The sequence below is a fragment of the Halorubrum sp. CGM5_25_10-8B genome, assembly GCF_005435095.1.
Classification (GTDB): Archaea; Halobacteriota; Halobacteria; order Halobacteriales; family Haloferacaceae; genus Halorubrum; species Halorubrum ezzemoulense.
This window is the reverse complement of the sequence record NZ_SGTY01000010.1, coordinates 71,983-92,934: the sequence shown is the minus strand read 5'-3', so window position 1 is coordinate 92,934 and position 20,952 is coordinate 71,983. Positions and strand designations below refer to the sequence as shown.

The following is a 20,952-nucleotide window of genomic DNA, read 5'->3' as shown; positions in this document are numbered from 1 at the left end:
CGTCCGCGGGACGCCGCGGGGGCCAGCTATCGCGTCGACGCGGCTACCGACGCGACGCGGCCAAGCGACGGCGGGGCGGACCGCGGCCTCACTCGCAGAACTCGCAGTCGCAGTACGCCTCGCAGACGGGGTTGTCGCAGTCGGCGTTGCGGGCCGAGCAGTGTGCCCGGCCGTGCCGGATCAGGAGGACGTGGAGCGGGTAGATCAGCTCGTCGGGAACGCGTTTGTCCAACACGTCGTGGGCGCGCTCGTTCGACGCCGACTCCGGGACGAGCCCGAACCGCTTCGAGACGCGCTCGACGTGGGTGTCGACCGCCATCGTCGGCTTCCCGAAGTGGAAGTTCAACACGACGCTGGCGGTCTTCGGCCCGACGCCCTTGATCTCGGTGAGCCACGCCTTCGCCTCCTCGGTCGGCAGCGCGTCGAGGAACGCCAGCGAGTACGCCCCGCCTGTCTCCTCGCGGATCGCGGTCAGCGCGCGCTGTATGCGCGCGGCCTTCTGGTCCGGGAGGCCCGCGACGCGGATCGTTTCCCGCAGCTCCTCGTGGTCGGCGGCCTCGATCGCCGCGAAGTCGTCGTACCGGTCGAACAGCGCCTCCGACGCGCGCCGCGTGTTCTCGTCGGCGACGTTCTGCGAGAGGATCGTCGTCACCAGCTGTCGGACGCCCTCGCCCGGCTCGGCGGTGGGGTCCGCGCCGTGTTCGGCGACTCGGTCGACCGGCTCGTACAGCGCCACGAGGTCGTCGTGGAGCGCTCGGACCCGCATCTCGTCCCACGTCTGCGTCGACATACGCGCGCTACGTGTGCGGGCGACTTCAGGGCGGCGGCCGCGCTCGGGAGTGGCCGCCCCCGGTCCGGGGCACGCGATCGCCGTCGGCTCCGCGGAGCGGCGCCGGTACCGGTGCGGTGACCGCGGCCGTTTATGTTCCTCGCTCGACTACCCCGGGGCGTGTACCGGGCGAGCGACCGAGTCGACAACGAAGCGTGGATCGAACTGGTCGAGGAGGCGTGCGACTCGCTCGATTTGGACGCGGAGACGCGCTCGACCGCGGTCGACCTCTTCCTCTCGCGAGCGCCCGACGACGACCGGGGGAAGCGCGTCGCGGCCGCCGCCAGCCTCTACGCCGCCAGTCTGATCCGCGGCGAGGAGCGCTCGCAGTCCGCCGTCGCCGACGCGATGGACGTCTCGCGGCTCTCGGTTCAAAAGCGGTGGAAGCCGATCCTCGAAGACGCCGGCTTCTCGCCGCCGTCGTGGTGACCCCTCAAAAAGCACTCCTGACGTCGCTGTCGCGGAATGTCTGCGGACTGATCGCCAGCGACAGATTTATTTTCTAACGTAAAGTCCCCGTTACTGTAAAGCGAGCTTTACACCGACGCCCGCTCGCTTTACCTCCACCCATGAGCGAACACACGACCTCCGCGGCGACTCGGCCCTCCTCACGGAAACGCTACAAACGCGTCGGGTACGGTCTGCTCGGCGCCGGTATCCTCGCCCTGTGGATCGGTATTGCGGTCGACCGCTTCGTCCTCGGCGTGGCCCTGTATTGGGCCGGCGGCCTCGGCATGGGGCTCGTCCAGCGGTTCAGCCCCGTCGAACTGTACGACGAGCGCGACGGCACCATCAGCCGCAAGGCCAGCCAGACAACGATGAACGTCTTCGCATACGTCTTCGTCCTCGGGACGCCCGGCGGACTCGCATTACAGGAGAGCGGCCTCGTCACGCTCCCGGGCGAGTTCTACGGCGCGACCTGGACCCTCTTCGGGGTCTTCGTCGTGTTCGGCGCGTCCCACCTCTACTACAAGCGGCGCACATGAGAAACGACATTCCTGACAAACGCACCGAGACCGACGAGAGCTAGGCCGACCTCGCCGCCGCCGTCGGGGTCACCCGCCAGACGATCAACGCGATCGAACGCGAGCGCTACGACCCGTCGCTGGAGCTGGCGTTCGCGCTCGCGGATCACTTCGACTGCCGGATCGAGGATGTCTTCGAGCCGGACGACTGATCACTTCGGCGTCGCCACGACGCCGAGGTGGTCCTCGTGGAACCGGTCGAGCCGCCGCGTCTCGACGATCTCGTACGCCTCCCGGAGCCGGTCGAGCGCCCCCTCGAACACCGCCTCCGGCGCCGCGGTCACGTCCTCGCTGCGCGCCTTGATCGCGAGCAGCAGCCGCCCGTCGTCGGCGAGGAACCGAGCGTTGCGGGCGGCCACCTCGGCCTGCCCGCGCGTGGCCACGTCCTGAACGACGGCGTCGACGTCGCGCTCGACGACGTGCGCGTACGTCTCCGGCTTCCGCGCGTCCTTGAGCAGCGGGAACAGTCGGTCGCGCGGCGCGGCGGCGTCGAGCAGGTCCCGCGCCGGGCGCGGCGCGAACTCGACCGCGTAGGTGGGGCCCGCGAAGTCGGCGACGTGGCTCACCGTGGTGCCGCTCGCGGCGCCGAGGTAGAGGACGGTCTCGCCGCCAGTCAGGCCGGTCTCCAGCCCGAGTTCGAGCATCCCCCCGAGCTTCGACCGTTCTGGGTCCCACGCGCGCCAGCCGTCGGCGGTCGGCTCGCCGTACACCGGCTCGCCGCGGGTCGCCAACCGCTCCTCGCCGGCTATCTCACGCCGTTCGACGCCGTCGGGGAGGGTCGGCTCACTCATCGCCGGCCTCCGCGGCATCCGGCTCGTCGGTGTCCGCCCGCGCTCGGATCGTCGCCATCCGCTCGCGGAGGTCGGCGTGGAGCTGCGACCGCCGCTCTCCGGCGTAGTGGTCGGCGCGCGCCGCGAGCGTCAGCTTCCCGGCGAGTGCCCGCGCGGCCGAGCCGCGGTCAGCGGGTCGGGTGCCGCGGACGTACTCGTGCGTGTAGATGATCCCGTGCTTCGGGGACGGCGCCCGCCCCGAGAGGTGCGCGAACAGCGCGTCCTCGGCGCCGAGGACCTGGACCGTGCCGGACGGCTTCTTCGCGAGCGACTCTAACCCGCCGGCGAGCGCGATCAGCCGCGCGGCCAGCTCCGGGCCGGCCATCTCGGAGAGGTTTGGGGCGACGGCGGGCGCAGTCCGACCGATCGTCTCCGCGAGCTCGGCCCGCTCGTCGTCGAGTTCGGCGGCGCGCGCCGCGAGCGAGACGGCCCGCCGCTCGACTTCGCTCTCGGGTTCGCGCGCCGCGACCGCTCGCGCTCCCTCGATCCCCGGCTCGACCTCGTCGAAGAGGCTCCCCGCCCACTCGACGGCGCGCTCGGCGAGCTCGTTCGCGGTGCGCTCGGCGTCGTCCATGGCCCGGACCGCGTGGATCAGCTGCGCGTCGTCGGCGCGCTCCCGCTCGCGGACCGCCTCGCGGGTCGCGCGCGTCGCCGCGGCCTTGAGCCGGTCGTAGTACTCGTCGGCGCCGGCCGCGAACCCGGACTCGACGGCGCGTACGGGCCAGTCGGGGCTGACGAGCACGTCCGTCGGGTACCGCCCCGCTAGCGACGCGCTTGTGGGCTTCCGCTGATCGTCGTCGGGTGGGGTTTCTGCGGTCATGACTGTTGGTCGGCGAACCGTTTCGCCAGCTCCGCGGTCGCGCGTCGAAGCCGGTACGACACCGTCGAGCGCGGCTCGTCGAGCTCCGCCGCGAGCTCGTCGAGCGTCACGTCTCGCGGCGTCTCGAAGTACCCGCGTTCGACGGCGAGCAACAGGGTCTCGCGCTGCTCGGCCGGCACGTCGGGCCGGGAGAGCAGCTCGCTCTCCCAGTGGTCGACCTCGGTCAGGTGTTCGAAGGAGAACGACAGCCCGTCGCCGAGCTTCGCGGACAGCGTGTCGTACAACATTCCGATCTTCGAGTCGTCCTGGACCAGCACGCGCCAGCGGACCGTGTCGCCGGACAGCGTCTGCTCGAAGAGGACGCCCCCGTCGACGTACTTCGCCGTGATGAGCGGGACGGACTCGCAGTAGTCCACGTCAGAGACGTACGTGTACGCCACCCGCCGCCGCTGCTCTTCGGTCAACAGGCTCGTCGCGCGGGCCGAGCGACACGCCCGGCCGCTGATCGACTCGCGGTCGACCGACTCGTCTAAGAGCAGCTCGTCCACGGCGTCGAGGTCGGCCGCGTCGCCGGTCACCGACTCGAGCTTCCACAGCTCCGTGGGGTCCAGACACGAGTAGGTCGCCTCCGACTGGAGGGAGCCGCGGTCGATGAACAGGTCGACGTACTCGTCGGCGCCGGGCTCGTACGTTATCTCGAAGCTGAAGTCGTACATCTGGCGGTGACTGGTCCGGTCGTGCGGTCTCGGTTCGCGGCGGTGACGGTGACCTCGCCGGCGTCGGGCCGCGTCCCGGCGGGAAGTTGTCCCTCGACAACGCGTGTGATATGGGCCCGACGCACTTACGTTGTCTCGTATGGAGCTTTCACCCTCGGGTCGCGAGACGCCGACCGCGCTCCGGAGCCGTCTCCTCATCCCGGCCCTCCTCGCGCTCGCCGCCGGGATCGGGGGATTCGCCCTCGGACTGACCCACGACGACACCGTCACCGCGCTGGGCGCGCTGCTCTTCCTCCCCAGCGCCGCGCTGCTGTTCGGCATCGTCGCCAAGCGCCACGGCGTCGGTCCGTTCAGGCGGTCGAGCCGTCGGTCGGACTGACGCTCGGCGCGGCGCACTCCGGTCACGTCGCCTCTCGCATGCGGGCGGCGACGAGCCGGTCGACGTTGAACATGAACACGGCGACCGCGGCGAGGACCGTCGCGAAGTAGACGACGAGCTGCGGCGGGCCGGACGCGGCGCCGCCCGCGACCGCCCCGCCGAACCCGACGACGAGGAGCTCCGCCCACGTGATGAGCACGCGCGAGAGCAGCAGCGTTCCGACCGACGACCGCCGGGTCGGCGCGTGCGCCTCCGAGCCGTCGCTCATCTCAGTACGCCTCCTCGGCCGTGATCGGGCCGCTGAACGCCGAGTACAGGACGGCGAAGTACACGGCGACCAGCGGCAACAGCAGGGCCGCGCCGATCGACATGAGGTTCAGCGGCAGCGTCGAGACGACGGCCTCCCCGACCGTCGCCCCGGTCGCCGGGTCGATGCGCGGGTACATGAGGACCGCGACGACCGCGGTCAGCCCGTACGTCAGTCCCGCGGCCGCCGCGAGCGCGGCGAGGTCCGCCCCGCGTCGAAGCGCGACGCCGTAGCCGACGCCGAGCCCGACGGAGGCGGTGACCAGCGCGAGCACCGGGGGCGATAGCAGCGCGTCGACGCCGGCGGGGAGCCGAGTCGCCAGGGCGCCGAGGGTCGCGACGACCGCGAAGAGGTACGCCGCGACGGCCCCGACGCCGATCTCAGTCACCGTCTCGGGGAGCGCGTCTCGGGCCTTCAGGCGGAGGAACGCGGCGCCGGAAACGACGGTCAGCGCCGTGACGGCGATCCCGGTGACGACGCCGACGAGCGTGAGCGACCGGGGGCTCCCGGCGAGCCAGTTCCCCGCGAACGCGCCGAGGAGGAACGGCGCGAGGACGCTGCCGGCGACGAACGACCGCCCCCACCACCGCTGCCACCGCGCGTCGTGGCGCTGTTCGTACATCTCCGGCGCCAGTCCCCGGAGGATGAGGGCGCCGAGGATGCCGAACATCAGCAGGTAGTGTCTGCTGAACAGCCCCGCGTACACCGACGGGAAGGCGGCGAACAGCGCGCCGCCGAAGACGACGAGCCACACCTCGTTCCCGTCCCAGAACGGCCCGATCGCCGACAGCACCGCCTCGCGCGCCTCGTCTTCGCGAAGCGTCGCGAAGATCGCGCCGGCGCCGAAGTCGAAGCCGTCGAGGAACAGGAACGTTCCGAGGATCGCGAACACGAGCGCGAACCACAGCTCCGGGAGCGGCAGGCCGAGCACCGGGCCCGCCGCGAGCGCGTCGACGGCGCTAGTCATCGCCGGGCACCTCCCCCGGCGCGGCGTCGCGCTCGGCGGTGGACCGCAGCTCGCGCACGCTCGGGGGCCCATCACGGATCACCCGCGCGACGACGTACGTGTACAGCGCGAGGATGCCGGCGTAGACGCCGACGAACCCGGCGAGCGTGACCATCGCTTCCGTCCCGGTGAGACCGGGAGAGACCCCCTCGCTCGTCTTCAACACGCCCTGGATCACCCAGGGCTGACGGCCGACCTCGGTGACGACCCACCCGAGCTCGACCGCGACGATGCCGAGCAGGCTGGACGCCATCAGCGCCTTGTGGAGCAGCCCGTCCTCGAACAGCTCGCCCGTGTACCACCGGTAGCCGCCCCAGAACGCGAGCAGGATGAACCAGAAGCCCATCCCGACCATCGCGCGGAACGACCAGAACACGACGGCGACCGGCGGCGCCTCCGTCTCGAACGTGTTCAGTCCGCGGATCTCCGCGGTCGCGTCGCCCCCGCTGGCGAGCCACGACGCCCCGCCCGGGATGCCGAGACCGAACAGCTCCTTCGCGCGGGGGTCCGTGAACTGGCTCAGGTCCGTCGGGATCGCGAAGATGTACTCCGGGACGTACGCCTCGGTGTCCCAGACCGCCTCCATGGCGGCGAACTTCTGCGGCTGCGTCTCGTAGACGTGCCGCGCGTACAGGTCGCCCTGAAGCACCTGTAGCGGGGCCGTGATCAGCAGCGCGACCAGCGCGATCTTGAGCGTCTTCTGCCAGAAGGCGATGTTCTCCGTCTGGTGTCCCCAGACGTGGTGTCGGTAGACGAAGTACGCGGAGACGCCCGCCATGAACAGCGCCACCGACTCGACGGCGGCGTTTTGCATGTGGACGTACATGTAGCCGAACCGGGGGGTCAGGTACGCCGCGAGCGGGTCGACGAGGTGGACTACCTCCTGCCCGTTCTCGGTCACGAGCTCGTAGCCGCGCGGCATCTGCATCCACGAGTTCGCGATGAGGATCCAGACGGCGGACAGCCACGTGCCGACCCCGACGGCGAGGCTGGACACCAGGTACAACCGGTCGGAGACGCGCTCGCGACCGAACACGAAGACGCCGAGGAACGTCGCCTCCAGCATGAACGCCATCATCCCCTCGACGGCGAGCGGGCCGCCGAACAGCTCGCCGGCGGTCGTCGAGAACGCCGCGAAGTTGGTCCCGAACTCGAACTCTAAGACGATCCCGGTGACCGTCCCGACGACGAACGAGACGGCGAATATCTTCGTCCAGAAGCGACGCAGCTGTTCGTACACCGGGTCGCCGCCCCGCACGTCCTTCCAGGTGAAGTATATCAGGAACGGGGCCAGTCCCATGCTCATCACCGGGAAGATGATGTGGACGATCGTCGTCAGGGCGAACTGGAATCGGCTTGCGAGTACTGGATCGATCATGTCGTGGTGGGTCCGGGTTGGAAAGTTCACTCCGGCGCGCGACGCGGCGGTCTCCTCGCGTAACACTGCGCATTCCTCGTCCATAACCCCGGAGTTGGCACAGGACAACCGGCCGCGGAGCGCCCGCCGCCGCCCTCTCGGCGGCGACGCGGCGGCTCGCCCGCTGGTCCGACGTTGTCCTGCGCCAAGCCATCGTTTTGGGTGGCGAGGCGACTGCGTTCACGCATGGAAACACGGCACGCCGTGCTGGCGCTCGTCGCGCTCGTCACGGTGGTGATGACCGTCAGAGCGGTCGTCGCCGGCCTCGACGGCGACTTCGGGACGGTCGGCCGGCAGGTCGGGGTCGGCGGGATCGTCCTCGCGTTCGGCGTGGCGCTGTACCGGAACTGGGAGTCGGTCGGCTGACCCGGACGCCCGCTCCGCGACGGCCCGGCCGAGCGTCCGGCGCGAGCGACGGGGGCTTCTCAGAGCGCCCGACCGCGACCCGCGCCGTCTCGCACCGGCGTTCGTCAGGACTCGCTCGCGGGGTCGTCCCCGGAGGAGTCCTGGTCGCGACGGGGCTCGCCTGCGAGTCGCTCCGCGAGCCGTCGGCGGAGTCGCTCGAAGGGCGACGAACACGCGCCGCACTCGGCGCAGGAGACGCCCGAACATGACGCGGGCGCGCCGCAGCGCGGACACGAGAGCCCGTTCGCCGGATCGAACTCGTACTCGCAGCGGGGACAGATCACGCGATCACCTCCAAGGCGGCCGCGACGCCGCCGCCGACGGCGAACGCCGTGACCCAAGAGCCGACCCACACGAGGAGCGCGCTCCGCGCGTCGCGCTCCCTGAGGATCATCGCCATCGTGAGGATACACGGGACGAACAGGGTGACGACGACCAGTCCGACGAAGGTCTGTGACGCCGACAGCGTCAGGCCCGTCATCCCTGCGGCGGCGAAGTCGCGGCGGATCAGTCCCAACACGAGCACCTCGCCGAACGACGCGGGTAAGCCCAGCGCCGCGGTCAGCGGCCGGAGCGCGCCGACTATCGCGTCGAGCGCGCCGAGGTACTCGAGCGTCGACGCCGCCGCCGCGGTGACCCCGAACAGCGGGGCCGCCTCCCCGAGGAACGCGGCGGTCCGGTTCGCCGTCTTCCGGGCGACGTTCGTCGGGCGGGGGAGGCGTAGCCGCGGGAGCTGCTCGATCAGCGCGTCCTGTCGGCCGGGGAGCGTCCGGTCGAGAACGACGCCGGCGGCCCCGAGGACCCCGAGTAGCACCGCCACGTAGCCGCCCCACCAGACGACCCCGAGTTCCGCGAGCAACCCCGCGACGACGCCGATCTGCGCCGAGCAGGGGATCGCGAGGCCCAGCAGCGCCGTCGTGATGAGCCGCTCCCGGCGCGACCCGACCATTCGGGTGGAGACGACCGCCATCGTCACGCATCCCACGCCGACGATCAGCGGGACGACCGCGCGGCCGTTGAGCCCGATCCTGTCGAGCCCTCTGTCCGTCACCACGGCGAGTCGCGGCAGGACGCCGGCGTCTTCGAGCGTCCCGATCACGAGGTAGAACGCGACCACGAGCGGGAGCAGGACCCCGAGGGTGTACCGAACGGTGACCGTCAGCAGCCCTAGGTTATCGTTGACGAGCAGGAACTCGACGGGCGCGGCCCACCCGCGCGCCGGGAGCAGGTCCGCGACGGCCGCCTCGACCGCCGGCGTGTAGTATCGCCCGAAGACCACGGTCTCCGCGTAGCCGACGACGCGCTGCGCGACGAGCACCCCCATGACGTAGAACACCGCGAGGAGGAGCGCGAGCGCGATCGGGATCCCCGTCACCGGCCGCAGCAACAGGTCTCCGAGCCGTCCCCCGCGACTCCGTCCGAGAGCGGGACCCCGTTCGACCGCCTCGACGACCGACCGGACGCGCGTCCGGCGCTCGCGATACACCGCCTCCCGCTCTCCGAGGCCGGCGAGCGGCGCGTCGCCCCCGTCGGCCGCGAGGCCGCCGGCACCGACGCGGCGAGCCGTCGGTTCGTCGCCCTCGACGAGGAGTGTCTTCTCCGCCCGCCCGGCCTCGATCCCGTCGGGGAGCGCGTCGTAGTACGCGTCGACGGGCGTCGACTCGGGGGCGGTCGCTTCCGGGAGCCGATCGCGCAACTCGTCGACGCCGGCGCCGGTGACGGCGACGGTCGGGACGACGGGGACGCCGAGGGTCGCCTCCAGCGCGTCGACGTCGATCTCGACGCCGTCGGCCTCGACCTCGTCCATCATGTTCAGCGCGACGACGGTCGGCACGCCCATGTCCAACAGCTGTAGCGTCACGAACAGGTCACGGTCGAGCCGCGTGGCGTCGACAACGTTCACGACCGCGTCCGCCTCCAAGACGACCGCCCTCGTGGCCCGCTCCTCCTCAGAGAACGACGATATCCCGTGGACCCCGGGCGTATCGATCAGGCGGGTCGACCCGAGGGTCGCCGCGGTCGTCTCGACCGTGGTGCCGGGGTAGTTCGAGACGTCGGCGTACTCGGCCGTGAGCCGTCCGAACAGCACGCTCTTGCCCGCGTTGGGCGCGCCGACCAGCGCCGCGGACGCCTCGGCGTCGCCGGATGTGGGCCCGCGGTCCGCGTCCCCGCTCGCCGTCATCGCGGTGCGTCGTCGGGGGCCGCTCGCTCGACGGTTATCTCCCGGGCCAGCGACCGGCCGAGCGCCACCTCCGTCCCGCGACGCCTGACGACGACCGGACCGTTGCGGATCCGGCGGCGACACTCGACGCGGCCGTCCAGCAGGCCGAGCCGCAGTAACCGAGCGCGGCGCTCGCCGTCCGGCACGTCGACCAGTTCCACCCACTCGCCCGACGGGATGTCGGCCAGCGCGACCACCATTTAGGCCTACCTAAAACGACGGGCGTGTTGTGCGGCACGGCACATTATGGAGTCTTATATAAACCGCTCTGGACCCGCGAGCCCGGACCCGCGCGCCGCCTTCGCGCTTCGCGCGCGTCAGCGGTCGGGCCGGTCAGGCCGGCTGCGAGTCCAGCTTCTTGTAATCGATGTAGTCCGCCCCGCGGAGCTCCTCGAGCAGGTTGATGGCCGCTCGGGCTCCCTCTCCGACGGAGGTCGCGATCTGTTGGTGGCCGCCGGTAACGTCGCCCGCGGCGTACACCCGGTCCACCGGCGTCGACTGCGCCTCGTCGGTGACGATGTCGTCTCCCTCGACGGGGACGCCGAGCATCTCCGCGAGGTCGGTGCCGCCGGCGGTGCCCAGCGCGACGAACAGCCCGTCGACCGGGATCTCGTCGCCCTCTCGGGTGACGACGGCTTCGAGGACCTCCTCGCCGGCGAGCCGATCGAGGTCGTCGGTGACCACCGGGATCCCCGCGTCGGCGACCCGGTCCCGCAAGCCGTCGTCCGCCTCGAACGCCGACCCGTTGGTGAGGATCCGGACGTCGTCGGTGTAGTCGAGCAGCATCAACGCCTCGGTCGCGGCGTAGTTGTCGTCGCCGACGACAGCGACGGGACTGTCGCGGTAAAAGTACGCGTCGCATTCGACGCAGTAGGAGACGCCGTGGCCCTCGTACGCCTCGACGCCCGCGATGGCCGGCCGTTCGTAGTCCGCGCCCGTCGCGATGATAACCCCGTCGACGACGTACTCGTCGACGGTCGTCTCGACGCGGTACCGGTCGCCGTCCGGCTCGATCCGAACGACCTCCTCCTCGACGATCTCGGCGTCGTACTTCCGCGCGTGCTCTCGCCCCAGATCGACGAGCTCCGGGCCCGTGACCCCGTCCGGGAACCCGTAGACGTTCTCCATCGTGTCCACGTCACGGGTGGTCCCGCCCCCGTCGTCGAACACGAGCGTTCGCCTGTCCGCCCGAGCGGTGTAGATGGCGGCGTTCAGTCCGGTCGGTCCCCCGCCGACGATCGCGATCCCTGACATCTGTATTGCGTAGTATGTGCTATACTAACTTATTAATTCCGCCCGCTGATTCACTCGGAGTGGTCGGCGTCCCCTCCGCGATATCGACCGAAACGCGCTCCTGTGGCTATAGCCGGGTTGGAAGCGTATCGATCGCCGCGAAATACGTCTTGTCCCCGTCGGTGAATCGTTTGTTTGGCGCATCAGTATTGTGTATATTCTACAAAATACTGGCGGCGGAGACAACCTCGCTCGATAAGCGACCGAGACCGGACTCGGCGGGCGGCACTCGAACCGCGGGCGAAGACCGCGGTGCGGCGGCTCGCCGGAACGAAAGCGAGGACAGAAGAAATCGGACCGCGGGGCGCGGAGCCGCCTACTGCGGGCTCGGGTTGGACGGGCCGGAGACGTTGCCGTCCTTCAGCGCGGAGCCCGTGATCGACTTCAGCCGGGAGACGAGCGAGTCCTTCTCGGCCTCGCCCTCGAGGGCGATGTCGAGGACCTCGCTGATGTGCGAGACCGGGATGACCTCGATCATCTCCTCGTACTCGTCTTCGATCATCACGTCCTGCTCGTTGGCTGCGGGGATGATCACTCGGTCGCAGCCGGCCTTCGCGGCCGCCTCGATCTTGTGGGTGACCCCGCCGACGGGGAGCACGTCGCCGCGGACCGACAGCGAGCCGGTCATCGCGAGGCTCTGGTCCACGCCGACGTTCTCCAGCGCGGAGATGACGGCGGTCGCGACCGTGATGGACGCGGAGTCGCCGTCGACCCCCTGCTGGCCCGTCTGGATGAACTGGATGTGGATGTCCTTCTCCGAGATGTTCTCGTCGGAGAACTTCTTGATGATCGCCGAGACGTTCTGGACCGACTCCTCGGCCATCTCCTTGAGCTGGCCGGTGGCGATCACCTGCCCGCCGCCCTGGGTCGGCGTCACCTCGGCCATCACCGGGAGCATGATCCCGGAGTCTTCGCCCATCACCGCGAGGCCGTTGACGCGGCCGGCGACGTAGCCGTCGGAGACCTGGAGCTCGTAGTCCTTGCGGCGCTCGATGTAGTCGTCGGCGAGCTGCTGCTCGATGGAGCGCGAGCGCCCCTTCGCCTGAAGGACGTGTTCGCGGGTGGTCATCTCGGCGTCCTCGCCCCGGGCGATGTCGCCCGCGACGCGGACCATCCCGCCGAGGTTCCGCATCTTCAGCGTGAGGTGGCCCTTGCGGCCGGAACGGCGCTTGGCCTCGAGGATGATCTCCTCGACGGCCTCCGCCGAGAACTCGGGCAGGCGGCCGTCCTTCGCGACCTCCTGGGCGATGAACCGGACGTACTTCCGGCGCATCTCCGGGGTGTCCTCGATGGTGTCCTCCATGTACACCTCGTAACCGTACCCCTTGATCCGGGAGCGCAGCGCCGGGTGCATGTTCTCCATCGCGTCGAGGTTCCCGGCCGCGATCATGACGAAGTCGGTCGGGACGGGCTCGGTCTGGACCATCGCGCCCGAGGAGCGCTCGGACTGGCCCGTGATCGAGAACTCGCCCTCCTGGATCGCCGTCATGAGGTGCTGCTGGCTGCGGATGTCGAGCGTGTTGATCTCGTCGATGAACAGCACACCCTTGTTCGCCTTGTGGATGGCGCCCGCCTCGACGCGGTCGTGGCTGGGCGTCTCCATCCCGCCGGACTGGAACGGGTCGTGTCGCACGTCGCCGAGCAGCGCGCCGGCGTGCGCGCCGGTCGCGTCGCGGAACGGCGCGGTCTTCGTGTCGCCGTTGTTCACCAGCAGGTTCGGGATCATCGCATCCGAACCGCGGTTGAGGTAGCGGAAGACGAGGTACACCACGCCGGCCGCGATGATGCCGACGAGGATCTGGCCGACGATGATGAGCGCGTAGCCCAGCACGACGGCGATGATGATCCACATCAGGAGCGACCGCATCTGGTTGCGCTTGCGCGCCTCCTCGCGGTGCGCCTCGACGATCTGGTCGCCCTTACCGGCCGGCACCGTCCGGACCTTCGGCTTGTTGCCGTCCTCGGGGTTGTGGTACACCAGCACGTCCTGAAGCTCCTCTTTGGGGAGGAGCTCGGACATCGCCTTCGCGAGCATCGACTTCCCCGTCCCGGGGGAGCCGATCATCATCACGTGGCGCCGCTGCTTCGCCGCCTTGATGATCACGTCGCGGGCGTGTTCCTGCCCGATGACCTGGTCGACGAGCCGGTCCGGGATCTCCAGTTCGGCCGTCGTGTCTATCTTGAGCCCGCCGAGGAGGTCGTCCTCGTCGGGGTCCTCTTCGATCTCGGCGCCCTCGACCTCGACGGTGCTGCCGAGCTCGTCGATCCCGCCGTCGTCGGCCGGATCGGCGGCGTCGCCGTTCCGACCCTCGTCGAACCCGTCGTCGTCCACGATGACCCCGTCGTCCCAGGGGTCGTCGTCGGAGTCCGCGGCCGGGTCCTCGTCGACGCCGGACTCGTTCGCCGGGCCGTCGTCGGGCTCGGGGTCGCCGGGCGTGGCGTCCTCGCCGTTCCCCGCCGGACTCGAGTCGTCGACGCCGCCGTGGGGCGGTTCGTCGGGGTCGTCGGCCGTCGGGTCGTTCGTGTCCTTCTCGTTGCTCATAGAATCGGGTGTCGCTATCGAAAAGGACGGGTCGGTTACTGATATACTTTCTCCCCCCGGAGGGGTAGCCCCGGGGGCAGTAAACACCGCTTTCAAGCCGTATATCGACCGATCACGCCCCGCGAGCGTTCCCACGGGGTTTATAAATGACGCCGACGGTACGTAGACTCATGCGGGGGTTCTACATCGGCCGGTATCAGCCGTTCCACCACGGCCACCGGCACATGGTGGAAGAGATCGCGGCGGAGGTCGACGAGCTCGTCTTGGGGATCGGCTCCGCCGGCGACTCTCACACCACGCGGAACCCATTCACCGCCGGCGAGCGCGTGATGATGGTGACGAAGGCGGTCGAGGAGCTCGACGCCACCACCTACGTCGTCCCGATCGAGGACCTCGACCGGAACTCCGTGTGGGTGAGCCACGTCCAGAGCATGACCCCGCGCTTCGACGTGGCCTACTCGAACAACCCGCTCGTGGTCCGCCTGTTCGAGGAGGCGGGCGTCGAGGTGCGCCAGTCGCCGATGTTCCGCCGCGACGTGCTGGAGGGGACCGAACTCCGCGAGCGCATGATCCGCGGCCGGGAGTGGGCCGACCTCGTCCCCGACCCCGTCGTCGACGTGATCCGCGAAGTCGACGGCGTCGAGCGCATCCGCCGGATCGCGGAGACGGACTCGAACGGCGGCGAGCCGTCCGACCTGTAGCGCGGCGATCCGTGTAAAGAGGGCTGATCGCCTCGGACCGCCGATCGCGGACCGACCGCCGATCGCTTCGAAGCCTCGGCGCCGACTCCGACGCTCCGGCCGCCTGCTCGTGGACAGATACGGAGACCGGCGACGACGACGCCCGTTCCATTTAACCCCGCGCCGCACGCGGGTTCCGGTATGATCACGCTCACCTCGGACTTTGGGTCGCCGTACCCCGCCGCGATGAAGGGAGTGATTCGCCGGCACACTGACGCCGAGCTGATCGATGTTGCGCACGATCTGCCGCGCGGGGACCCCCGGGCCGCCGCGTTCTGGCTCCGGTTCGTCCTCCCGGAGTTCCCGCCGGCGGTCCACTGCGCCGTCGTCGACCCCGGCGTCGGCACCGACCGGGACGCCCTCGTCGTCCGGGCCGGCGCGCACGTCATCGTCGCGCCCGACAACGGGCTCGCGATGCCGCCGGCCCGCGCGCTGGCGGCCGACGAGTCGGATGTCGAGGTCTGGTCCATCGCGGTCGACGACCCCGCGAGCGAGACGTTCCACGGCCGCGACGTGTTCGCGCCGACCGCGGCCCGCGTCCGGACGGCGCTCGACGACGAACTGACGGCGTCGGACGGGGAGCCCGCGGTCGACGCGGTCGCCGAAGCGCTCGCGGGGATCGACGACCTCGCGCCCGCGAACGACCCCGTGGACGTCCGCTTTCCCGAGCCGTCGGTCGAACGCGACGCGGGCGAGGCCGAGAAGGGCACCGACGCCGAGGACGGCACCGACAGCGAGGACGGTACCGACGACGAGGCCGACACCGGCGACGTGGTCGCCGTTGACGGCGAAGTGCTCGCGATCGACCGGTTCGGCAACGTGATCACCAACGTCCCCGGCGAGCTTGTCCGCGGCCGGGACTGGGTCCGCGTGAACGGCGACCTCACGCCGGTCGCGGAGACGTTCGGCGCCGTCGACCCCGGCGAGCGCCTCGTCACGGTCGGGAGCCACGGCTACGCGGAGTGTGACGTGAACGACGGCCGGGGCGACGGCGCGTTCGACCTCCGACCGGGCGACGCGGTCCGGTTCGTTCCCGACAGCGTCAGCCTCTGAGTCCGAAAAACCGGTCTACAGCTCGACGCCGGAGGGAATCAGGCTCTCGCTGCGGAGCAGGTTCCCCTCCTGGTCGTACACGAGGAAGGTGTCCTTGTCGTAGGCGACGAGGCGCTCGCCGTCGACATCGATCTCGACGCGGTACCGCGCGTCGCCGTCGTCGGTCGCGTCGCGCGCGGCGTGGATGAACGGGAGTACGTCCGTCGCCGTCTCGTTGAGTTCGAGGATGAAGTCGCCCGTGTATCGGTTGGTGACGCCGACGACGCCCTCCGGCTCGTCCGCCTCGTCCAGCGGCTCGCGGAGCCGGAAGGCGACGTCGATCTGGTCGGCCGCGAGCAGGTCGTCGTCCGTCTCGACGATGATGTCCTCGCTTTCGCCCCCCGAGAGTCGCTCGCGGAGGAGATCCTCCGGACCGTGGAAGTCGATCCGCACCAGCGGGGGCGACTGGGAGCCGGCGTCGTTTCCGACGCCCTCGACGGTCAACTCGAAGTAGTCACGCCGCATTTCCTATCGGATGCTTTGCGGTCCGGCCGTATCAACGTAACGGGCGGAGCGGCGGCGCGGAACCGACGATACTCGGGCGTCCGCGCCGCGCCGGGACCGGATCGGCACTCGGTCGGGACCGCGGCGGCGGACCTCGATGTCGGTCCTGATAATCGTCGGGGGTAGTTTAACTTCCCCCCGCCTCTAGGGCACCGTATCCATGGCGAGCGAGGCCAGCGGGAGCGACCTCGGCGACCGGATCGAGGCCCTCCAGCGGCGGCTCTCCCGGACGTGGGAGCTGCTTCAGGGGTCGACGCTCGACGTCCGGCCGTTTCGCCCGGGCGAGGACGGCCCGCTCGCGTCGTTCGTCGTTCCGGAAGACGAGACCGAAGTCGACCGGTACTGGGTGAACGCGCCGTACGCGTACGTCGTGATCACCTACGACGACGCCGAGAGCGAACACCGCTACTACGCGGTCGAGCCCGAGCTCGACGCGTTCGAGCGCGAGCTCCTCGACCGCGTCGTCGACGACATCCGCGACCCGCTCCTCTACCGCGAGGGGAGCGGCAAGACCGACGAGGAGACGCTCAGGACCGAACTCGAGACGCTGCTGGAGGGGTACGGCGTCGAGGCCGAGATGGACACGTTCCACGCGCTGGTGTACTACCTCTACCGCGACTTCCGCGGCTTCGGGAAGGTCGACCCCCTGCTGAACGACCGCCACATCGAGGACGTCTCCTGTGACGGCTACGACCTCCCGATCTTCGTCTACCACGACGAGTACACCGACATCGAGACGAACGTCTCCTTCGGACAGGAGGCGCTCGACAGCTACGTGATCCGGCTCGCGCAGCAGTCCGGCCGCCACGTCTCGGTCGGCGACCCCATCGTCGAGACGACGCTCCCCGACGGCTCACGCGCGGAGCTGGCGCTCGGCGAGGAGGTGACCCCGCGCGGCTCGGCGTTCACGATCCGCCAGTACGCCGAGGACCCGTTCACCCCCGTCGACCTCGTGGAGTACGGCACGTTCTCCGTCGAGCAGATGGCGTACTTCTGGCTCTGTATCGAGCACAACAAGAGCCTCATCTTCGCGGGCGGCACCGCGTCCGGGAAGACCACCTCGATGAACGCGGTGTCGATGTTCGTCCCGCCGCGGGCGAAGGTGCTCACCATCGAGGACACCCGCGAGCTCTCGCTGTACCACGACAACTGGCTCTCGGCGGTCACCCGCGAGCGCCGGTACGAGGGGACCGACATCGACATGTACGACCTTCTGCGGTCGGCGCTGCGCCACCGCCCCGAGTACATCGTCGTCGGCGAGGTGCGCGGCGAGGAGGCGATCACGCTCTTCCAGGCGATGAACACCGGTCACACCACGTTCTCGACGATGCACGCCGACTCGATCGAGACCGTGATCAACCGGCTGGAGAACGAGCCGATCAACGTGCCGCGCGCGATGGTTCAGTCGCTCGACATGCTGTCGGTCCAGACGCTCACCCGCGCCGACGACGAGCGCGTCCGCCGCGCGAAGACGATCGGCGAGATCGGCGGTATCGACCAGCGCACCGGGGAGCTCGACTACTCCTCGGCGTTCGAGTGGCGGCCGGACTCCGACACGTTCCGGCGCAACGACTCGTCGCTGCTGGAGGAGATCGCCGACGAGCGCGGCTGGTCCCGGTCGGAGCTGCTCCGCGAGGTCCGGCGCCGCGAGCGATTCCTCGAACTCCTCTCCGCGCTCGGCATCGACGACTACCGCACGTTCACCGCCCTCGTCAACGAGTACTACGCCGACGCCGACCGCGTGATGGAGAAGCTCGACGAGCGCGCCGCCGCGGCCGACGGCGTCGACCCCGACGAGTTCGCGGCCGAAGACGCCTCGCCGGGCGGCGGCACCGACCGCGGCCCCGACGCTTCCGACGGCGACGGCGCGCGCGCCGGAGACGCGGGATCCGACGCCACGGACCGATGATCGAGTACCTCCCCCTCGTCGCCGCGGTCGCGGTCTGTCTCGCGCTCGCGCTGCCGCTCGTCGACGACCGGGCCGACCTGTTCGTCACCCGCGTCGCCCTGTCGGCGTTCGGCGACTACGTCGGCGAGAACGAGGCGCGGCGGCAGGCTCAGCGCGACCGGATGCGCGCGGCCCACGTCGCCGGCACGACGCACCGCGTGTACGCCTCGCGGACCCTGTTGTACGCCGCGGTCCTCGGGGTCGCCGGCAGCGTCATCGGCGTGTACGCGGCCGGCGCGCTGCTCGCCGCGCTCGACGTCGGCGAGGCCGCGATCCGCGCGGCGCTCCCGGCGTCGGTCGAGTTCGTCGCGGTCGTCGCGCGGCTCGCCGACCTCGGGCTCGGTCGGCTGTTCGTCCTGCTCGCGGTCGTCTCCGCGACGGTCGGCTCCGGCCTCGCGCTCGGCGCCTACCTCGCTCGGTGGCAGTTGCTCGACCAGCGCGCCGCCGCGCGGGCGGCGGAGATCGACGCCACGCTGCCGCGGACGGTCGCGTTCATGTACGCGCTCTCGCGCTCCGGGATGGCGTTTCCCCGGGTGATGGACACGCTCGCGGAGAACGAGGAGGTGTACGGCGAGGCCGCCGCCGAGCTGTCGGTCGCGGTCCGCGACATGAACGCCTTCGGAACCGACGCGCTCACCGCGCTCCAGCGCATCTCCCGGCGGACGCCGAGCGACGACCTGGCCGACTTCTCGGAGAACCTCGCGTCCGTCCTCGGCACCGGGCAGTCGGTGTCGGAGTTCCTCAACGACCAGTACGAGCGCTATCAGGCGGAGGCGGAGGCGAAACAGGAGCAGTACCTCGAACTGCTCTCGACGTTCGCCGAGGCGTACGTGACGGCGCTGGTCGCGGGCCCGCTGTTTTTCATCACCATCCTCGTCGTCATCGGGCTCGTCTTACAGGACACCCTCCCGCTCCTCCGCGTCGTCGTCTACCTCGGCGTGCCGCTCGCCACCTTCGGCTTCGTCGTCTACGTCGACAGCGTGACGCAGGGCGTCGGCGGCACCGAGACCGTCGCGGAGTCGTCGCTCGCGGACCCGGACACCCCCTCGGTCACGGGCGTGCGCCACGCCACGGACGAGCCCGGCGACCGGGGCGACTCGCCGCGGTTCGACGGGGGAGCGGCCGCCGAGAGCGGCGCGGGCGGTTCCGGGGCGGACGGCGCCGGCGCGGGCGGTACCGGAGCGGACCGCTGGGCGGCGAGCCGGGAGCGGCTCCGCGTGTACGACCGCCTCCGGAGCGTGCGGCGGCTGGTCGCGTCGCCGGTCGAGACGGTGCTCGCCTCGCCGCGAACGGTGCTCCTCGCCGTCGTCCCGGCCGCGGTCGTCGGGCTGCTCGTCTTCGCGTTCCCGGTCACGCTCGGGACGCCCATGGAGATGATCGACCAGGTCGACGGCCCGCTCGTCGTCGCGACCGCCCTCGTCCTCGCGGCGTACGCGGTCGCCTACGAGTTCGGCAAGCGCCGCGTCCGCCGCGTCGAGTCCGCGGTGCCGGACTTCCTCGACCGGCTCGCCAGCGTCAACGAGGCGGGCACCGACGTGGTCGGCAGCGTCCGCCGCGTCGCCGACTCGAACCTGGAAGCCCTGACGGAGGACCTCCGCCGGACGCGCCGAGACATCGACTGGGGGGCGGACGTCTCCACGGCGCTGCGCCGGCTGGAGCGACGGGTCCGGTCGCCGATGACCTCCCGGGCGGTCGCGCTCGTCACCAACGCGATTCAGGCGAGCGGGGACGTGGGTCCCGTCCTCCGGATCGCGGCCGACGAATCGCGCGCGACGTGGGCGCTCCGGCGCGAACGCCGACAAGTGATGTTAACGTATCTCATCGTCATCTACATCTCCTTCCTCGTCTTCCTCGGGATCATCGCGGCGCTGTCGGTGTCGTTCATCCCGGCCATCGAGGCGGCGGGCGTCCCGGGGACGGGCGGCGGACTCCCCGACACCGGGAGCGGGGTCTCCGGCGGACCCGGCGGGATCACGGACGGGATCGGCGACATCGACGTGGCGGTCTACGAGCAGCTGTTCTTCCACGCCGCGTCGATCCAGGCGGTCTGCTCCGGGCTCGTCGCCGGACAGCTCGGAGAGGGGTCGGTCCGCGACGGCGTGAAACACGTCGTGGTGTTGCTCGCGCTCACGCTCGTCGCGTTCGCCGCGATCGGGGCGGTGTGAGGCGTCCGGTCGACATATCCCCGTCGCGGCCGAGAAGCCGGTATGGACCCGCAGCCGACCGGCGATCCGCAGTCGACGTACGACCGCATCGCGACCCACTTCTCGAAGACGCGGCAGTACGCGTGGCCCGAGGTGGAGTCGTTCTTAGAGGGTCGGTCGGGGGGGCTCGCGCTCGACGTCGGCTGCGGCAACGGCCGCCACACGGAGGCGCTCGCGGCGCGCACCGAGACCGCGGTCGGCCTCGACCTCAGCCGCGGGCTGCTCGCCGAGGCGACGGCCCGCGCCCGCGACCGGGGGTTCGCCGACGCGACCGCGTTCGTCCACGGCGACGCGACGGCGCTCCCGGTCCGCGACGGCGCGGTCGACCTCGCCGTCTACGTCGCCACGCTCCACCACCTCTCGCCGCGGAGCGCCCGCGTCGAGAGCCTGAACGAGCTGGCGCGCGTCCTCGCGCCCGGCGGCGTCGCGCTCGTCAGCGCGTGGAGCACGGCCCACGAGCGGTTCGACCGCGACGAGGGGTTCGACACGACCGTCGACTGGACGCTGCCGGGCGGCGAGACGGTGCCTCGGTACTATCACATCTACTCGCCCGCGGAGTTCGAGACGGATCTCGGCGAGAGCGCTCTCGAAACGCGTCGAACGGAGCTATCCAGCGGGAACTGTTACGCGGAAGTCGAGCCGGAACGCCCCTGATTATCACAGACAATATCGAC

The 20,952-nt window shown here is 70.5% G+C and carries 22 protein-coding genes and 1 pseudogene; 10 read left to right on the top strand and 13 right to left on the bottom strand.

The window, feature by feature from the left end:
• Nucleotides 1–88: 88 nt before the first annotated feature.
• Nucleotides 89–790, bottom strand: coding sequence for an endonuclease III (gene nth / locus EXE51_RS11175; RefSeq protein WP_137692677.1), 702 nt, complete (start codon nucleotides 788–790; stop codon nucleotides 89–91).
• A gap of 159 nt (nucleotides 791–949) precedes the next feature.
• Here nth and EXE51_RS11170 point away from each other — a divergent pair, with 159 nt between their 5' ends.
• The 3 genes and pseudogenes from EXE51_RS11170 to EXE51_RS11160 all read left to right on the top strand — a co-directional run bounded on the left by EXE51_RS11170 (nucleotide 950) and on the right by EXE51_RS11160 (nucleotide 2,006).
• Nucleotides 950–1,258 carry a cyclin gene (locus EXE51_RS11170; RefSeq protein WP_049932812.1) on the top strand — a complete coding sequence of 103 codons (309 nt, stop codon included), beginning with the start codon at nucleotides 950–952 and terminating at the stop codon, nucleotides 1,256–1,258.
• Between the two features lie 140 nt (nucleotides 1,259–1,398).
• On the top strand, nucleotides 1,399–1,815 hold the full coding sequence (locus EXE51_RS11165; protein WP_137692676.1) for a DUF2178 domain-containing protein: 417 nt from the start codon (nucleotides 1,399–1,401) through the stop codon (nucleotides 1,813–1,815).
• Nucleotides 1,812–2,006, top strand: a pseudogene (locus tag EXE51_RS11160) (helix-turn-helix transcriptional regulator). The gene EXE51_RS11165 and the pseudogene EXE51_RS11160 overlap by 4 nt, the downstream one beginning before the upstream one ends.
• Here the strand turns inward: EXE51_RS11160 and EXE51_RS11155 are convergent.
• The 3 genes from EXE51_RS11155 to EXE51_RS11145 are packed head-to-tail and all read right to left on the bottom strand — an operon-like array spanning nucleotide 2,007 to nucleotide 4,220.
• Nucleotides 2,007–2,645: a fibrillarin-like rRNA/tRNA 2'-O-methyltransferase gene (locus tag EXE51_RS11155; protein ID WP_049932809.1), complete on the bottom strand. Its 639-nt coding sequence runs from the start codon at nucleotides 2,643–2,645 to the stop codon at nucleotides 2,007–2,009.
• On the bottom strand, nucleotides 2,638–3,504 hold the full coding sequence (locus EXE51_RS11150; RefSeq protein WP_241990625.1) for an NOP5/NOP56 family protein: 867 nt from the start codon (nucleotides 3,502–3,504) through the stop codon (nucleotides 2,638–2,640). The genes EXE51_RS11155 and EXE51_RS11150 overlap by 8 nt, the downstream gene beginning before the upstream one ends.
• Nucleotides 3,501–4,220 (bottom strand): helix-turn-helix domain-containing protein, encoded by a 720-nt coding sequence (locus EXE51_RS11145; protein WP_049932800.1) that lies wholly within the window; start codon nucleotides 4,218–4,220, stop codon nucleotides 3,501–3,503. The genes EXE51_RS11150 and EXE51_RS11145 overlap by 4 nt, the downstream gene beginning before the upstream one ends.
• 139 nt (nucleotides 4,221–4,359) lie before the next feature.
• Between EXE51_RS11145 and EXE51_RS11140 the strand changes: the two genes are divergently transcribed.
• Nucleotides 4,360–4,599 (top strand): hypothetical protein, encoded by a 240-nt coding sequence (locus EXE51_RS11140; RefSeq protein ID WP_049932799.1) that lies wholly within the window; start codon nucleotides 4,360–4,362, stop codon nucleotides 4,597–4,599.
• Between the two features lie 22 nt (nucleotides 4,600–4,621).
• Here the strand turns inward: EXE51_RS11140 and EXE51_RS11135 are convergent, their stop codons facing one another.
• The 3 genes from EXE51_RS11135 to EXE51_RS11125 are packed head-to-tail and all read right to left on the bottom strand — an operon-like array spanning nucleotide 4,622 to nucleotide 7,290.
• Complete coding sequence (locus EXE51_RS11135; RefSeq protein WP_049932798.1) at nucleotides 4,622–4,867, bottom strand: hypothetical protein; 246 nt, start codon at nucleotides 4,865–4,867, stop codon at nucleotides 4,622–4,624.
• A gap of 1 nt (nucleotide 4,868) precedes the next feature.
• Nucleotides 4,869–5,873: a cytochrome d ubiquinol oxidase subunit II gene (locus EXE51_RS11130; protein ID WP_137692675.1), complete on the bottom strand. Its 1,005-nt coding sequence runs from the start codon at nucleotides 5,871–5,873 to the stop codon at nucleotides 4,869–4,871.
• Complete coding sequence (locus tag EXE51_RS11125; RefSeq protein WP_086216403.1) at nucleotides 5,866–7,290, bottom strand: cytochrome ubiquinol oxidase subunit I; 1,425 nt, start codon at nucleotides 7,288–7,290, stop codon at nucleotides 5,866–5,868. Before EXE51_RS11125 ends, EXE51_RS11130 begins: the two co-directional genes overlap by 8 nt.
• A gap of 225 nt (nucleotides 7,291–7,515) precedes the next feature.
• Here EXE51_RS11125 and EXE51_RS11120 point away from each other — a divergent pair, with 225 nt between their 5' ends.
• Complete coding sequence (locus EXE51_RS11120) at nucleotides 7,516–7,695, top strand: hypothetical protein (RefSeq protein ID WP_049932795.1); 180 nt, start codon at nucleotides 7,516–7,518, stop codon at nucleotides 7,693–7,695.
• Nucleotides 7,696–7,799: 104 nt separating this feature from the next.
• On the opposite strand, the gene EXE51_RS11115 is transcribed toward EXE51_RS11120, so the two are convergent.
• The 5 genes from EXE51_RS11115 to lonB all read right to left on the bottom strand — a co-directional run bounded on the left by EXE51_RS11115 (nucleotide 7,800) and on the right by lonB (nucleotide 13,790).
• On the bottom strand, nucleotides 7,800–8,018 hold the full coding sequence (locus tag EXE51_RS11115) for a hypothetical protein (protein WP_049932794.1): 219 nt from the start codon (nucleotides 8,016–8,018) through the stop codon (nucleotides 7,800–7,802).
• Nucleotides 8,015–9,916 (bottom strand): ferrous iron transport protein B, encoded by a 1,902-nt coding sequence (gene feoB, locus EXE51_RS11110; protein WP_137692674.1) that lies wholly within the window; start codon nucleotides 9,914–9,916, stop codon nucleotides 8,015–8,017. The genes EXE51_RS11115 and feoB overlap by 4 nt, the downstream gene beginning before the upstream one ends.
• On the bottom strand, nucleotides 9,913–10,155 hold the full coding sequence (locus EXE51_RS11105; RefSeq protein ID WP_094520927.1) for a FeoA domain-containing protein: 243 nt from the start codon (nucleotides 10,153–10,155) through the stop codon (nucleotides 9,913–9,915). Before EXE51_RS11105 ends, feoB begins: the two co-directional genes overlap by 4 nt.
• Nucleotides 10,156–10,288: 133 nt before the next feature.
• Entirely contained in the window at nucleotides 10,289–11,209 is a 921-nt protein-coding gene (locus EXE51_RS11100) for an NAD(P)/FAD-dependent oxidoreductase (protein WP_049932789.1), read from the bottom strand.
• Between the two features lie 355 nt (nucleotides 11,210–11,564).
• On the bottom strand, nucleotides 11,565–13,790 hold the full coding sequence (lonB, locus tag EXE51_RS11095; protein WP_049932787.1) for an ATP-dependent protease LonB: 2,226 nt from the start codon (nucleotides 13,788–13,790) through the stop codon (nucleotides 11,565–11,567).
• Between the two features lie 170 nt (nucleotides 13,791–13,960).
• Between lonB and EXE51_RS11090 the strand changes: the two genes are divergently transcribed.
• On the top strand, nucleotides 13,961–14,491 hold the full coding sequence (locus tag EXE51_RS11090) for a nicotinamide-nucleotide adenylyltransferase (protein ID WP_086216397.1): 531 nt from the start codon (nucleotides 13,961–13,963) through the stop codon (nucleotides 14,489–14,491).
• Between the two features lie 180 nt (nucleotides 14,492–14,671).
• Complete coding sequence (locus EXE51_RS11085) at nucleotides 14,672–15,583, top strand: S-adenosyl-l-methionine hydroxide adenosyltransferase family protein (RefSeq protein WP_137692673.1); 912 nt, start codon at nucleotides 14,672–14,674, stop codon at nucleotides 15,581–15,583.
• Between the two features lie 15 nt (nucleotides 15,584–15,598).
• Here the strand turns inward: EXE51_RS11085 and EXE51_RS11080 are convergent, their stop codons facing one another.
• Nucleotides 15,599–16,087, bottom strand: a complete 489-nt coding sequence (locus EXE51_RS11080) for a DUF5793 family protein (protein ID WP_049932784.1) — start codon at nucleotides 16,085–16,087, stop codon at nucleotides 15,599–15,601.
• 199 nt (nucleotides 16,088–16,286) lie between these two features.
• On the opposite strand from EXE51_RS11080, the gene EXE51_RS11075 reads away from it, so the two are divergent.
• The 3 genes from EXE51_RS11075 to EXE51_RS11065 are packed head-to-tail and all read left to right on the top strand — an operon-like array spanning nucleotide 16,287 to nucleotide 20,932.
• Nucleotides 16,287–18,035 carry a type II/IV secretion system ATPase subunit gene (locus tag EXE51_RS11075; RefSeq protein WP_094495040.1) on the top strand — a complete coding sequence of 583 codons (1,749 nt, stop codon included), beginning with the start codon at nucleotides 16,287–16,289 and terminating at the stop codon, nucleotides 18,033–18,035.
• Nucleotides 18,032–20,239, top strand: coding sequence for a type II secretion system F family protein (locus tag EXE51_RS11070; protein ID WP_094552737.1), 2,208 nt, complete (start codon nucleotides 18,032–18,034; stop codon nucleotides 20,237–20,239). The genes EXE51_RS11075 and EXE51_RS11070 overlap by 4 nt, the downstream gene beginning before the upstream one ends.
• Before the next feature lie 42 nt (nucleotides 20,240–20,281).
• The gene (locus EXE51_RS11065; RefSeq protein WP_086216400.1) at nucleotides 20,282–20,932 is read left to right on the top strand and encodes a class I SAM-dependent methyltransferase; all 651 of its coding nucleotides are present in this window, start codon (nucleotides 20,282–20,284) and stop codon (nucleotides 20,930–20,932) included.
• Nucleotides 20,933–20,952: the final 20 nt, after the last annotated feature.